The organism is Bradyrhizobium sp. CCBAU 53340 (genome assembly GCF_015291645.1).
In the GTDB taxonomy this organism is placed as follows: Bacteria; Pseudomonadota; Alphaproteobacteria; order Rhizobiales; family Xanthobacteraceae; genus Bradyrhizobium.
The window spans coordinates 5825945-5840288 of record NZ_CP030055.1 but is presented as its reverse complement, the minus strand read 5'-3'; the positions used below and the strand labels follow the sequence as shown (position 1 = coordinate 5840288).

13 protein-coding genes are annotated in these 14344 nt (G+C 63.5%); 7 read left to right on the top strand and 6 right to left on the bottom strand.

The features are described 5' to 3' along the window. Positions 1-5 precede the first annotated feature (5 nt). Entirely contained in the window at positions 6-1055 is a 1050-nt protein-coding gene (locus XH89_RS27555; RefSeq protein ID WP_194463506.1) for a LysR family transcriptional regulator, read from the bottom strand. 471 nt (positions 1056-1526) lie between these two features. Here XH89_RS27555 and XH89_RS27550 point away from each other — a divergent pair, with 471 nt between their 5' ends. Continuing rightward, positions 1527-1793: a hypothetical protein gene (locus tag XH89_RS27550; protein WP_194463505.1), complete on the top strand. Its 267-nt coding sequence runs from the start codon at positions 1527-1529 to the stop codon at positions 1791-1793. A 207-nt stretch (positions 1794-2000) separates the two neighbouring features. Beyond that, on the top strand, positions 2001-2732 hold the full coding sequence (locus XH89_RS27545) for a cytochrome c biogenesis CcdA family protein (protein ID WP_194463504.1): 732 nt from the start codon (positions 2001-2003) through the stop codon (positions 2730-2732). 57 nt (positions 2733-2789) lie between these two features. On the opposite strand, the gene XH89_RS27540 is transcribed toward XH89_RS27545, so the two are convergent. Together XH89_RS27540 and XH89_RS27535 are read right to left on the bottom strand one after the other, a co-directional pair. Further along, positions 2790-4247, bottom strand: coding sequence for a sensor histidine kinase (locus XH89_RS27540; RefSeq protein WP_194468651.1), 1458 nt, complete (start codon positions 4245-4247; stop codon positions 2790-2792). Positions 4248-4605: 358 nt separating this feature from the next. After that, positions 4606-4950, bottom strand: coding sequence for a DUF1236 domain-containing protein (locus tag XH89_RS27535; RefSeq protein ID WP_194463503.1), 345 nt, complete (start codon positions 4948-4950; stop codon positions 4606-4608). A gap of 140 nt (positions 4951-5090) precedes the next feature. Between XH89_RS27535 and XH89_RS27530 the strand changes: the two genes are divergently transcribed. Beyond that, positions 5091-5324: a hypothetical protein gene (locus tag XH89_RS27530; RefSeq protein WP_194463502.1), complete on the top strand. Its 234-nt coding sequence runs from the start codon at positions 5091-5093 to the stop codon at positions 5322-5324. Between the two features lie 156 nt (positions 5325-5480). Here the strand turns inward: XH89_RS27530 and XH89_RS27525 are convergent, their stop codons facing one another. Beyond that, a complete protein-coding gene (locus XH89_RS27525) occupies positions 5481-6755 on the bottom strand; it encodes a serine hydrolase (protein ID WP_194463501.1) in 1275 nt (424 codons plus the stop codon). 155 nt (positions 6756-6910) lie between these two features. Between XH89_RS27525 and XH89_RS27520 the strand changes: the two genes are divergently transcribed. Further along, entirely contained in the window at positions 6911-7828 is a 918-nt protein-coding gene (locus tag XH89_RS27520; protein WP_194463500.1) for an intradiol ring-cleavage dioxygenase, read from the top strand. 17 nt (positions 7829-7845) lie between these two features. Here XH89_RS27520 and XH89_RS27515 read toward each other — a convergent pair whose 3' ends face one another. Together XH89_RS27515 and XH89_RS27510 are read right to left on the bottom strand one after the other, a co-directional pair. After that, entirely contained in the window at positions 7846-9579 is a 1734-nt protein-coding gene (locus tag XH89_RS27515; RefSeq protein WP_194463499.1) for a bifunctional protein-serine/threonine kinase/phosphatase, read from the bottom strand. A gap of 69 nt (positions 9580-9648) precedes the next feature. Beyond that, positions 9649-10488, bottom strand: a complete 840-nt coding sequence (locus XH89_RS27510) for a formate/nitrite transporter family protein (protein WP_194463498.1) — start codon at positions 10486-10488, stop codon at positions 9649-9651. A 688-nt stretch (positions 10489-11176) separates the two neighbouring features. Between XH89_RS27510 and XH89_RS27505 the strand changes: the two genes are divergently transcribed. From XH89_RS27505 to XH89_RS27495, 3 genes are all read left to right on the top strand, one after another. Further along, positions 11177-12559 (top strand): MFS transporter, encoded by a 1383-nt coding sequence (locus XH89_RS27505; RefSeq protein ID WP_194463497.1) that lies wholly within the window; start codon positions 11177-11179, stop codon positions 12557-12559. 122 nt (positions 12560-12681) lie between these two features. After that, positions 12682-13110 (top strand): globin family protein, encoded by a 429-nt coding sequence (locus tag XH89_RS27500; protein ID WP_194463496.1) that lies wholly within the window; start codon positions 12682-12684, stop codon positions 13108-13110. A gap of 10 nt (positions 13111-13120) precedes the next feature. Next, complete coding sequence (locus tag XH89_RS27495; RefSeq protein ID WP_194463495.1) at positions 13121-14338, top strand: NAD(P)/FAD-dependent oxidoreductase; 1218 nt, start codon at positions 13121-13123, stop codon at positions 14336-14338. Positions 14339-14344 lie beyond the last annotated feature (6 nt).

Genomic DNA, 14344 nt, shown 5'->3' with positions numbered 1-14344 from the left:
AGTTTTCACCTTTGTTCTTCGGTTGAAAATCCCCCGAAGAGCTGGGTCAGGGGTTCGCCCATATACGAGTCCTTGAATTCATGCGGATGCACGAACTCTTCCTTAAACCACGGGAAGCGACCCGGATTGAAAGCCTCGATCAGCCAGTCAATCATATGCCGCACGCGGGGAATCCGGCCGCTACCGGGATGGTAGGACAACCAGATATCCAGCGGTCGGTTCAACTCGACCTCCAGTGGAATCAACTTCCCGCCAAGCGCAATGGCGTAGCTCGGGAAGACGCCGATCCCGGCGCCGTTCGCGACCGCCCAATAGTTGGCGCTTGAGACGTTGGTCTTCATGACCAGGAGGTCACGTTCCGAAACGCCCGGGAAGAAGCTCTCAAAGGTTTCCTTGGCGGCGAGCTGGTCGGCGAATTGCAGCACCAGGCGGTGCTTGATCAATTCGTGGGCCGTGCGCGGCGTGCCGTATTTCTCAAGGTACTTTTCCGAAGCCCAGAACATCAGATGCATGCGGCCGAGCCGCACCAGCTTGACGTCGAGGGCGGAGGGGCGCGACAGATGGATGGCGACGTCGGCCTCGTGGCGGGAGACGTCGGCCGAGCGCATCGCGCAGTGCAAATCGACCAGGACCTTCGGATAGGCCTGCTGGAATTCGACCAGCCGCGGGGCGAGCCAGAACGTACCCAATCCCTCGGTCACGGCAACGCGAACCTCGCCGGTGAGAGCATTGGCCGTCGAATCGCTGGCGCGCAGCACGTCGAAGGCGGCCGCCTCCATGCGCTCGACGGCGGAGACCACCATCGCGCCTTCATCGGTGAGATGGGTTCCGTGGACGTCGCGCGTGAACAGGGTGGTGCCGGTCTGGCGTTCGAAATCGTCGATTCGGCGACGGACAGCGTTGATCGATAGCGACAAGCGTTCGGCCGCCGAGCGGAAACTTCCGCATCGAACGACTTCCAGGAATATGCGGGCCGCATCCCAGTCGGACAGGCCGCTGATATTTGTTTTTAGGCGTTCCTCCAACGGAACGCCCCTTTCCGCCAAGGAGTGCATACAAGTCCCTTCGGACCGCTAAACTGGCAGAATCTAGCGCAAACCACAACCACGACGGGTTGGGGAGCGGTGAGTTTTGAACGCCATACTTACCGCGCCTGAGATGGTATTTGGGTGTGCCTGGGTTGGGGAAGCGGGCTAGTTTCAGCCCGGAAGAGGGGTAGGCGTGCGTTCCGTTGCGAGCCTTAGAATGGCTGCGGGATTGCCGGGTCCATGTGGACCGGAGCACGGCATGCGCGATGCCGCGCGCTCCCGTGGAATGGATCTGCAGCGCCGGCTCACGCGTTTCACCCATGACCGTTCCGATTTACGCCGCGGGGCGATGCCGTCTGGAACCGGGTTCTCGACGCAGAAACACATCGAAATCGTCTTCGAGGGCACAGATTCCTCGTGCTATCCTTGTGTCTCTTTGGGGGCCGAGGGGATTGTTCCAAGCACGTCTCGCGGGCCGAACTAACGGAAAGAACGCCGGTGTCGCATTCAGAAGAACAGTTGCAGTCGGTGCTCGAGACGCTTGAAGAGTGCCGGAAGGTCCTCAACGAGAGCAATAGCCGCGAGTCGGCCGAGCTGCTCTCGATCGCTATCCTCGATATCAGGATGAAGCTCAAAGGAATTGACAGTGCCGATCTCAAGGCGCTGTGCGACGAAATGCTGCGGAGCGCTGCCAGCGAGCCGCCGCCGCCTTCCAAGCTGACGCAGGACCAGCCCCGGCGTCCGCTGCTCCGCGTGGTGAAGTAGCCGCGCCGCCGAATTTCGCTTTTTGGCGAGATTTGTGTGCGTCCCGATGCCGCATCTGTGATCGCAGATGGCATCGGGAGGAGCCCTGGTTTGATCGCGCCTCTGTTGCGCATTCCCGGCCATCGGCTACACCAGAGCCAGTGTGGCTCCAGTCCGCGCGCACTCCCCGCGTGCGACATGCGAGCCTGAGATGGCCCCGACTGCATCATGCAAAATGTTTCGATCCCGGCGGCGCTTATTGCCGGCCTCGTCAGCTTCCTCTCCCCGTGCGTCCTGCCGCTGGTTCCGCCCTATCTGGTCTACCTGACGGGCGCCACGATCGAGCATGTCGAGAGCGACGAACCGGCTTCGGCCTCGAAGCGCGCGATCATGATGTCGGCATTGCTGTTCGTGCTCGGCTTCTCGACGGTGTTCGTAGCGCTCGGCGCCAGCGCCTCGCTGGTCGGTGGGCTGATCCGCGCCTGGTCGGCCGAGCTGTCGATCCTTGCGGGCCTCGTCATCATCCTGATGGGCCTGCACTTCCTGGGCCTGACACGTATCGGCCTGTTGATGCGCGAGGGGCGGCTGCCGATCCCCAAACCTGTCGGACTCTGGGGCGCCTATCTGATGGGGCTGGCCTTCGCCTTCGGCTGGACGCCCTGCATCGGCCCGATCCTCGCCGCGATCCTCTCGATCGCAGCGGCGGAAGCGACGGTCACCAAAGGGGCGGGCCTGCTTGCGGTCTATTCCGCAGGCCTCGGTATTCCCTTCCTGATTGCCGCCCTGATGATCGAACAGTTCTCGAAACTGTTCGCGCGCATGAAGGGTCACCTCGTCAATGTCGAGCGCGCCATGGGCGTGCTGATGGTCATTACCGGCATCGGCTTTCTCACCGGCGCCGTCTCCAATGTGAGCATCTGGCTATTGGAGACGTTTCCGGCGTTGCAGACGATCGGGTAGAGCGGCCGCGCTCCTCCTGGCCGCGAACGCTTGTCGCCTCTATCGCGGCAGCCTCGTTCACCGTTCCCCGTCCAGCGCGCATGTGACCGTGCAGACGACGCCGCGCGGCAGGAAGTCCACCGTGGCTTCGCCGCCGAGCTGGTCGCGCGCGCTACGCTCGATCAGACGCGAGCCGAAGCCGCGCTGTACCGGCGCCGTCACCAGCGGGCCGCCGGTCTCGGTCCAGATCAGCCGCAGCCGCGGCTTCGGCGTGTCGGCGATGACGTCCCATTCCAGCGCCACCCGGCCGGACTCGTTGGAGAGCGCGCCGTATTTTGCTGCGTTGGTGGCGATCTCGTGCACGATCATCGACAGCACGACTGCAAGCCGCGGCGACAGCGGCACCGCGGGCCCAACCATCCGAATGCGATCGGGATTTGCAAGCAGGAAGGGCCGGAGCGCGCGCGCGATCACGTCCCTGAGCTCGGAGCCTGCCCACTTCTCCTGGCTGAGCAGATTGTGTGCCTCGGCGAGCGCGCCGAGCCGCCCCTCGAACTTGATGCGCTCGTCGCGGCTTGCGCTGCGAAAAGTCTGCACCGCGATCGCCTGCATCAAGGCCAGCGTGTTCTTGACGCGGTGATTGAGCTCCTCGATCAGCAAATTATGCAGCATCTCGCCGCGCGCAATCGTGGTGGCCATCCGGACCGCGAAGGTCAGGCCGATCAGCAGCAGCACGCCGCCGATCAGGCTGGTGATCGCAATGTTGCGCCAGAGCGGGGCGACCAGCGAGCTCTCCGGAACGCCGGCGGCGACCGTCCAGCCAGTCAGATGCGATCGCGTATGGGCAGCCGCGAGTGGAATGCCGTCGAGCGAGACCGACGAAAGCGCAGCCTCGTCGCTGCGAAACATTTCCGTGTAGAGCGAGGGCGAGGCGCGCTTGCCGAAGGTTTCGCCCGGATTGGGCACGCGCGCGAACACGGTGCCCGTGGTGTCGAGCAGGGAGACCGTCCACTCCTTGTCGGGCCGCTGCTTCTCGACGAGGTTCTGGAAGATGCCGACAGGCGGGCTGAAGCAGAGATCGTAGACCACCTCGCCGTCGCGAAAGACCGGAACCTCGACGGTGAGGACCTGCCGATGGTTATAGACACCGGGGAACAGGTCGGAATATTGCGGCGCCTTGGCCGAGAAGATCTTGTCGACCATCGCCACGTTGCTGCGCGGCGGCAGGCTCGCCGTATCTTCCGTCGCGGAGGAAAACAGGATGCGGCCCTTGCTGTCGGAGATCAGCACCAGGCCGCCTTTGCCATATTGTTCGAGAAAGCCGAGCGCGATCCGGCGAAAACTGACGAAGTCGCCGTTGCGCAGCGAATTGGTCAGCGCCAGCACCTGCAAGCCGCCGGTCATCCGCTGCACCTCGGAATCCAGCACCAGGCGCATGCTGCGCACATTCTCCAGCACGCGGCGGGTCGCATCGCCGCGGGCCTGCTTGTAATTGTAGACAGCGATGCCGACCGCAAACACGATCAACGGCAACATCGTTCCCGTGACGAGGAGAGCGAGCCGGACCGGCAGGGTGAGCTTTGACAAACGCGGGCGTCCCGGTTCCGGCGCCTTTGCGCCGGATTATGATTTTGCAGAGAACCATACGGGCAGGACTTGCGCGGCGCCACGATTTTCGCATTGGGCGAGCGGCCAGAGCAGGAATTTTGCAGCGCGGTCGACGACGCCAGCGCGGATGCCGTCGCTTCAGCTCATGCTGATTGCGGTGAGCAGCAGGCACACGGCGTACACGGCCGCCAGGCTGAGCCCGGCGATGCGGGCTTCTCGATGCGGTGTCATCTGTTCAATTCCGAGAGGGCAGCCGCCTGCGATGCGGCCGCCCGTCCGACGCGCCTCAATCGACTTCCTGCACGACCGTCCGTGTGCCGGGATCGACCAGCATCACGCGTTCGCCGGAGTAGACGTAGCGATATTGCGTGAGCGACGGACCCCAATCGGCCGGGACCGCCTCGAGCTCGACATCGCTCGGAACCGTCGCGCCGACGACGATCTTCTCCTTTGTTGTCACCGGCCGCAGGTGATGCTCGGTGACGTAGGATTTGATCCGCGTCCGGTATTGCGGCTCGATCTGAATCGCTGCGGCGTGGCCGGTTCCTGTCGTGGTCACCACGGTCGATTGCGCGAACGCGCCGGTCGAGATCATCAGCGCTGCTGCGGAAATCAGGAATAGCTTCTTCATCTTGTCCTCCTCCTCGAGCTTGGCGCCGCACCAACATCCCAGCAAAGGCGACGTTCCCAGCCCATAGGAACAAATTGCTAGATTTTCCCGTTCTCGGAATCGACCGGGCGCGGAACGTCCGGCAATTGGAGGAGGAGAGAATGAAGCTGAGGATTGCAACCGCAGCCCTGATGGTGGCTGCGTTTTCACTGCCGGCGTTCGCGGCCGACGAGTTCTACGTCGTGCAGGACGTCAAGACGAAGAAGTGCACCGTCGTCGACAAGAAGCCGACGGACACGTCCATGACCGTCGTCAGTCCGTCAGGCACGATCTACAAGTCGCGCACCGAGGCTGAGAGCAGCATGAAGACCGTCAAGGTCTGCACGTCAAACTGAGGAGGATGACAAATGCCAGTCCTGATTTTGTGGGCCGTGCCGGCCGTGCTGGTGATTGGCGGCGGCATCTATTTGATCGGCCATTTCCACTGAGGCCGGAAAAGCAACGGGCTCCGTGCCGAGGCGCGGAGCCCGTTGCAACAAATGTTGGGAACGTCAGAGATTGCTCTCGGTGATCGCGGCATAGACCATGCTGCGCAATTCGCGGCGGAGCGGGTAGGCGCTCGATGGCAGCACCTGCGTCATGAAGATCGTGATCAGCTCTTCGGCCGGATCGATCCAGAACGAGGTCGTTGCCGCGCCGCCCCAATTGTATTCGCCGGGGCTGCCTGCGATCAGCGTCTCCGAGGGCCGCATCGTCACCGCAAAGCCGAGGCCGAAGCCGATGCCGTTGTAAGCGGCCTCTGAAAACAGCGAGCGCGACACTTCCGGGAGCGCCTGTCCGCCCGGAATGTGGTTGCTGGTCATCAGCGCCAGCGTCTTCGGCCCGATCAGCCTGACACCACCAAGCTCGCCGCCGTTGAGAAGCGCACGGCAGAAGGTGAGATAATCGGCCATCGTCGAGCAGAGCCCGCCGCCACCGGAGATGAAGGAGGGCGGCGACAGGAATGAGCTCGTGGTCGGATCGTCCTGGAGCGTCAGGCCCTCGCGGCGCTGGCCCGCATGGAAGGTCATGCCACCACCCGGATCGGCCGAGTAGCAGGCTGCGAAGCGATGCGCTTTCGAGGCCGGCACGTGAAAATTGGTATCGGTCATGCCGAGCGGATCGAGAATGCGCGTCTTGAGGAACTGCTCGAACGGCATGCCCGAGATCTTGCCGACGAGATAGCCGATCACGTCGGTCGCGACCGAGTAGTTCCAGGATTCGCCCGGCGAGAATTCGAGAGGAATCTTGGCGAGCGCTTCGATCATCGTCTGGAGCGTGCCTGACTTCTCGACCTCGCCGATCTTCTCTGCGCGATAGGCGGCATCGACATTGGAGCGCTGCTGGAAGCCGTAGGTGAGGCCGGCGGTGTGACGCAGGAGGTCGACGATCAGCATCGGCCGCGACGGCGGCCGGGTCAGGAACGCCGGTGAGGTGCCGGCGACGAACACGCCGAGATTCTTCCATTCCGGAATGTACTTTGCGACCGGCTCGTCGATCGCGACCAGCCCTTCCTCGACCAGCATCATGAAAGCGACGCTGGTGAGCGGCTTGGTCATGGAATAGATGCGGTAGATGGTGTCGTCCTTGACCGGCACCTTGCGCTCGACATCGGCGAGGCCCTGCACCGAGCTGTGGGCGATCTTGCCGCGGCGGTAGACGAGCAGGTGCGTGCCGGGGAAGCGGCCGGCATCGATGTATCGCTTCTTCAGGTGGGCATCGACGCGGTCGAGCGCGGCCTTGGACATGCCGACGGATTCGGGCGAGGCGGGGGTGGGGGCGAGCATCAGTTCCTCCGGGGCCGTTTTGTCAGAGGGTGATAGCCGAAATGGGGAGCCCAGTCCAAGCCGGTCGCGCTTAACGGCGCCTGGGCGGCTGGTGTAGGCTGAGGCCTCCAGGGAGCCCCGTCGGGCCAACGAGAAAATGCGAGGGCAAACGCACCATGACCCAATTCAACGAGACTGAACTCACCGAAGCCGTCATCCGGAGCTTTGACCAGGCCCCTGACCCGCGCGCGAAATTCCTTCTGCAGGAATTGGTGAAGTCGCTGCACGATTACGTGAGCAAGACCGGTCTCACCTTCGAGGAATGGGAATACGCCATCGATTTCCTAACCCGCACCGGCCAGAAGTGTACCGACACCCGCCAGGAGTTCATCCTGCTCTCCGACGTGCTCGGCGTCTCCATGCTGGTCGACGCGGTCAACCATCGCGACCGCGATGGCGCGACCCAGACCACGGTGCTCGGCCCGTTCTATGTCGGCGAGCACAAGGTCACCGCGCACGGCACCGACATCTCGCCCAACAATCTCACCGGCGAGCGGATGTTCGTGCAGAGCCGCGTCACCGATCTCAAGGGCAAGCCGCTCGCCAATGTCCCGGTCGACGTCTGGCACGCCGACGATGATGGCTTCTACGATTCCCAGAAGGCGAACTATGACGAGGTCGGCGCCTCGGCGCGGGCCCGCTTTATTACCGACAGCGACGGCCGCTTCTTCTTCCGCACCATCCTGCCGTGCAGCTACCCGATCCCGACCGATGGGCCGGTCGGCGAGATGATCGTGCAGACCAGGCGTCATCCGATGCGCCCCGCGCATGTGCACTTCCTGGTCAACGCCAAGGGCTATGAGCCGCTGATCACCCACGTCTTCATGGATGGCGACAAATATCTCGATTCCGACGTCGTGTTCGGGGTCAAGGACGACCTTATCGCCAAGGTCGAGCCGCGCAACGACCCTGAGATGCCCGACGGCGGCAAGGCGAACGGGCCGTGGCACCTGATGACCTACGAATTCCACCTCAAGCCCGGCGGCGGCATCGCGCCCAGGCCGCTCGGGACCAAGGCGGCGGAGCCGGCCTGATCGGGGGACCGGCCCTGCTAGCGTGCGTGCAGCAGGGCGAGCAGGGCGACGACGGCGCAGGCCAGGATCACCGTGGTCAGCTTCCAGAACAGCAGCGGATTGCGCTCGATCAGCGGCGTGGTCGCCGTGCTGAGATAGGCCGGGTTGGGGGTCCTGAGTTCAAAGGTGAATTCGGACAGATCTTCGTGGCGCTTGTAGGGATCGGGATGCAGCGCCTTGCGCAGCGCGCCGTCGATCCAGACGGGGACGGCGCGGTCGTCGTGGCTGGCCGGACGATATCGGAGCTTCCACGCATCCGATCGTCCCCTGATGCGGGCGACCTGGGCGCCGTAAGGCAGCTCTCCGGTCAGCATCTGGTAGCAGATGGTGGCCAGCGAGAACATGTCCGAGCGCGGCGAGCCGCCTTCGCCGAGGAAATATTCCGGCGCGGTATATTGCACTGTCCCGAGAATTTCGGCGTCGGCCGGATTGGGCGCCGCCTCGACGACGCCCGCAACCTTGACGGCCCCGAAGTCGATGATCTTCGCGGTACCGGTCTTGTCGATCAGGATATTGTCGGGCCTGAGGTCCTGATGCAGCATCTCCATGCGATGGAAGGCGCGCAGGCCCGCCGCGATCTGGTCCACGATGCCGCGCACGGTCTCGAGGTCGGGACGCGGATTGTCCAGCATCCACTGCCTCAGCGTCTGCCCCTCGATGAACTCGGTCGCGACGTAGAGATAGTTGCGCTTCTTGGATCGCGACCGCGGCTTCAGCACATGCGGACTGTCGATCCGGCGCGCGATCCATTCCTCCATCAGGAAACGCTTCAGATAGGCGGGGTCGTCGCGCAGATCGATCGAGGGGATTTTCAGCGCGACCGTCTCCCCGCTCTCGGTGTCGACGGCGAGATAGATGTGACTGCGGCTGCTGGCATGCACTTCCCGCACGATCCGATAGCCGTCGAACAGCGCCCGTGGCTCGGGGAGCGGCGGCAGCGGCAGCTCCGCCGTGCCGGCCAAAATGTCGGATGACCCAGTCTGCGGCAGCTCGTCGATACGCAGCACCTGAACGGTGATGTTGTCGTCGCTGCCGCGCCGATAGGCCTCCTCGACGATGGATCTTGCCGCCGCGTCGAGATCGTGCACGTGCGCTGCGAGCGCGCTCGCGACGAAGCGATCGTCGACGAACTCGTAAGCGCCGTCGGTCGCCAGCAGGAAGATGTCGCCTTTCTCGATCTCGATCGCCTGGTAGTCGATTTCGATCTGCTGGTTGATTCCAAGCGCGCGGCCGAGATAGGTCTGCTCCGCCGAGACGATGATCCGGTGATCTTCGGTGAGTTGCTCGAGTGCCTTGCCGGCGATACGGTAGATCCGGCAGTCGCCGACGTGGAAGATGTGCGCCATGGTCGATTTCACGACCATTGCAGTGAAGGTGCAGACGTAGCCCTTGTCGCGATCATAGGCGTACTGGCTGCGCCGCGTTTCGGCGTGGAGCCACGAGTTGGTGGCTTCGAGCACGCGCCGCGCCGAATTCTTCACCGTCCAGGATTCCGAGGTGCAGTAATAGTCGGTCAGGAAACTCTTGACCGCCGACTCGCTCGCCTCCTGGCTCACCGTGCTGCTCGAGATGCCGTCGGCCAGGACGATGGCGATTCCCTTCAGGCTCAGCAGCGGCTCCGCCGGGATCAGCGCGCCGTGAAAGTCCTGGTTGATCGGCTTGCGTCCCTTGTCGGAATGCTGCCCGATCGAAACTTGCAAGCCCCGGCCCATTCTCGCCACCAAAACAAAGGGAGCCTCACCTTATCAGGCGAAGCTCCCTTGTTGCTCGAACCAAATCGATCAGGCCGCAGCGCGGGTCGACGAATTGGCAGCCGGCTGGCGCTTCGGCTTGGTCAGCACATGCGTCGTGTAGAGCGTCAGGCCAGTGAAGGCGAGCCCGCCCACGAGGTTGCCCAGCACGGTCGGAATCTCGTTCCAGATGAAATAGTCCATGATCGAGAACTTGGCGTGAAGCATCAGCCCGGACGGGAACAGGAACATGTTCACGACGGAATGCTCGAACACCATGTAGAAGAACACCAGGATCGGCATCCACATTGCGATCACCTTGCCGGGGACCGTGGTGGAGATCATGGCGCCGACGACGCCGGTCGAGACCATCCAGTTGCAGAGCATCCCGCGGATGAACAGCGTCGCCATGCCGGCCGCGCCGTGGGCGGCGTAGCCGAGCGTGCGGCCCTCGCCGATGTTTCCGATCGTCATGCCGACCTTGTCGGGGTCTTGGGTAAAGCCGAAGGTCGTGACAAAGGCCATCATGAAGGCCACGGTGAGCGCGCCGGCGAAGTTGCCGATGAAGACGAGGCCCCAGTTGCGCAAGACCCCGCCCAGCGTCACGCCGGGCCGCTTGTCGAGCAGCGCGAGCGGCGAGAGGACGAAGACGCCGGTCAGAAGGTCGAAGCCCAGCAGATAAAGCATGGAGAAGCCGACCGGAAACAGCAGCGCGCCGATGATGGGCTGGCCGGTATTGACGTTGATGGTGACGGCGAACCAGGCCGCGAGTGCCAGGATGGCGCCCGCCATATAGGCGCGGATGACCGTATCCCGGGTGGACATGAAAATCTTGGATTCGCCGGCGTCCACCATCTTGGTGACGAATTCCGAAGGCGCGAGATACGACATCAACAGCTCCCTTGCTCATGTGCTCGATCGAGCCGGCCCGTGCCGGATCGACGCTTCTGTCAGACCAGTGAGCTTTCGCGTCCCGTAGAGGGGGTGGTACCGGAGAAGGACCACGCGCAAAGGGATAGTGTCACGATGACCGCGCCTTGGCGGACCAGCGAACAGGCTTCCCAGTGGCCTTCGGTGGCTTGATGCTCCGGCTCACTGTCAGTCATCGTTGACTAGACAGGATGGAAGCAATCGATGTGCCAGACGGAACTGGCTGCGGCGGGCACATTCCGGGCGCCGAATTTGCCCGCGCTGGAACGGGACAGTCCCCCGAAACGGTCGCATTTGAGCGCTTGCCCGGCCGGGCTGGCGCGAGAACGGGCTCCTGCCCAAGGCGTGTGCGACGCACAATCAACGGGCGAATCGGCATTCAAGAAATGAGCGGCAAGCAAATTTTTGATGCAATTATAGGCGTGATTATATTTTCATCAAGCGTCATAAGATGCTGCTAATACTGATATTTTTCGCGCGAACCGATTTGGCACGGAGCTTGAATTAAAGGTTTTGACGCCATCGACGCCGTCACCGAGCAAATCACTCAAATCGTGACACCGCCGAAAACGGGGGCTTCCCCGAGCGTGCAACTTTGCGCCTCCGCGCCAGGCCGTGTCCCGCTTCCTAACGAAAGGGACTATTTCCAATGAAGGAAGGCAATCCGACGTGGATTTCTGACTGGCGCCCCGAAGATGAGGCGTTCTGGAATGCGGGCGGCAAGGTCGTCGCCCGGCGTAACCTGATCTGGTCGATCGTGGCCGAGCACATCGGCTTCTCCGTGTGGCTGATCTGGAGCATCGTCGCGACCAAGCTGCCGCAGGCGGGCTTCCATTACTCGACCGATGAGCTGTTCCAGCTCGTGGCCGTCCCGGGCCTGATCGGCGCGTTGATGCGCTTCCCCTATACGTTTGCGGTGACCACCTTCGGCGGCCGCAACTGGACCATCTTCAGCGCAGCGGTGCTGTTCATTCCGACGCTGTCGCTCGCCTACTTCGTGAGCCAGCCCGAGACCCCGTTCTGGCTGATGCTGCTGATCGCTTCGACGGCGGGCCTCGGTGGCGGCAATTTCGCCTCCAGCATGACCAACATCTCGTTCTTCTTCCCGGATAGGATGAAGGGCTCCGCGCTGGGCATCAATGCCGCCGGCGGCAATATCGGCGTCTCCAGCGTGCAGCTGCTGACCCCGATCCTGATGACCCTTGGCGTCATCAACCTGTTCCAGGCGACGCCGGTCGGCGGTGTCTACCTGCAGAACGCGGGTCTGATGTGGGTGCTGCCGATCGCGATCGCGGTGTTCGGCGCGGTCTTCTTCATGAACAACCTGACCTCGGCCAAGTCGTCGGTGAAGAACCAGCTCGCGATCGTCAAGCGCAAGCATACCTGGATCATGGCCTTCATCTACATCGGGACGTTCGGCTCGTTCATCGGCTACTCCGCCGCGTTCCCGCTGCTGCTCAAGACGCAGTTTCCCACGGTGACGATCTCGATCGCGTTCCTCGGGCCTCTGGTCGGCTCGCTGGCGCGCCCGTTCGGCGGCTGGCTCGCCGACAAGGTCGGCGGTTCCATCATCACCTTCTGGAATTTCATCGCGATGGCGGCGGCCACGATCGGCGTGCTGTACTTCGTCGGGCAGAAGGACTTCACCGGCTTCCTCTCGATGTTCCTGATCCTGTTCCTGACGACGGGCATCGGTAACGGCTCGACCTATCGCATGATCCCGTCGATCTTCCGCGAAGAGAACCTGTTCAAGGTGCGCGGCAAGGGCGACGCGGCGCGCGCGATGGCGCTGAAGACGGCGAGCATCGAGAGCGGTGCGGCGGTCGGCTTCATCGGCGCGGTCGGTGCCGTCGGCGGCTATCTGATCCCGAGCAGCTTCGGCAAGTCGATCGCAGCGACCGGCGGTCCGCAGCTCGCGCTCGCGATCTTCCTCGTGTTCTACGCCTCATGCCTTGCTCTGACCTGGTGGTTCTACCTGCGTCGCAGCCAGCAGGGTGAAGGCGCACCAAGCCTCGCCGAGGCGCGCGTCTGACACCTGGTGCCAAAATCGCTTCTCCCCGTACGCGGGGAGAAGCCTCTCTGGTGACGTTTGACCCATGAACTTTTTCCGCAACGGCGCGGACAAAGGCAGACCGAAACAGACAGGACAACATCATGACTCCTCAGCAGATCGCCCTCGTGCAGCAGAGCTTTTCCAAGGTCGCGCCGATTTCAGAAACAGCCTCACAGCTGTTCTACGACCGCCTGTTCGAGGTGGCCCCGTCGGTGCGCGCGATGTTTCCCGAGGACATGACCGAGCAGCGCAAGAAGCTGATGGGCATGCTCGCCGCCGTCGTCGGCGGCCTGTCGAATCTCGAAACGATTCTTCCTGCGGCGTCGGCGCTGGCCAAGCGTCACGTCGCCTATGGCGCCAAAGCCGAGCACTATCCCGTGGTCGGCGCGACCTTGCTCTGGACCCTGGAGAAGGGCCTTGGCGAAGCCTGGACGCCCGAACTCGCCGCCGCCTGGACCGACGCTTACAGCGTGCTGTCCGGTTACATGATTTCCGAGGCCTACGGCCTACAGGCGCAGGCCGCCGAATAGGAGATGTCTTGTGAGTGAACCGCTCGTCATCGTCGGTAACGGTATGGCGGCCGCTCGCCTGGTCGACGAGCTCGCCAAGACCGCGCTCGGCCGCTACGCGGTCGCTGTGATCGGCGAGGAGCCGCGGCTCGCTTACAACAGGGTGCTGCTCTCCTCCGTGCTGGCCGGCGAGACCGGCTCGCACGAGATCGAGCTCAAGCCGGCTGACTGGTGGCGCGACCGCGGCGTGACCGTGCGCTGCGGCTATCGCGTCACCGAGGTCGACACCGGCCGCCGCGAGCTCAAGATCGAAGGTGAGGAGAGCATTGAATATTCCAAGCTCGTGCTCGCCACCGGATCGACGCCGCTGCGGCTCAACGTGCCGGGTGCGGATCTCGCCGGCGTGCACACCTTCCGCGACAGCCGCGACGTCGACCTGCTGTTGACGCTCGCTGCCGCCCGGAAGCGCGTCGTCGTGATCGGCGGTGGCCTGCTCGGGCTCGAGGCGGCTTATGGCCTGGCGAAGGCCGGCGCGCCGGTGACGCTGCTGCATCTGATGGACCGGCTGATGGAGCGCCAGCTCGATGCGCCAGCGGCCGACCTGCTCAAGACGCTGGTCGAACGCAAGGGCATTCGCATCATGCTGAATGCATCCACGGCCCGCATCCATGGCGACGGCCGCGTCGAAGCCGTCGAGCTTGCCGACGGCAGCCGCATCGACGCGGACGCCGTGATCTTCGCTGCCGGCATCAGGCCCAACGTCGCGCTGGCCAGGGAAGCCGGCATCGCGATCAACCGCGGCATCGTCGTCAACGATGTGATGCAGACCGCATCATCAGACATTTACGCGCTCGGCGAATGCGCCGAGCATCGCGGCACCTGCTATGGCCTGGTCGAGCCCGCCTACGAGCAGGCGAGGGTGCTGGCGCGTCATCTTGCCGGCCGGCCCGCCGCCTATCAGGGCAGCGTGGTCTCGACCAATCTGAAGGTTTCCGGCGTCAGCGTGTTCTCTGCCGGCGACTTCATGGGGGGCGACGGCAGCGAGAGCCTCGTTCTCACAGATCGCAGGCGCGGCACCTACAAGAAGCTCGTCATCGCCGACGGCCGGCTCACCGGTGCCGTGCTGATCGGCGATACCGTCGATGCACTCTGGTATCTCGAGCTGATCCGCAATCGCGAAAAGGTCGCGGCGATCCGCACCGACATGATGTTCGGCCGCGCGCTGGCGCATCCTTCCAGGGCGGCTTGATAAGGC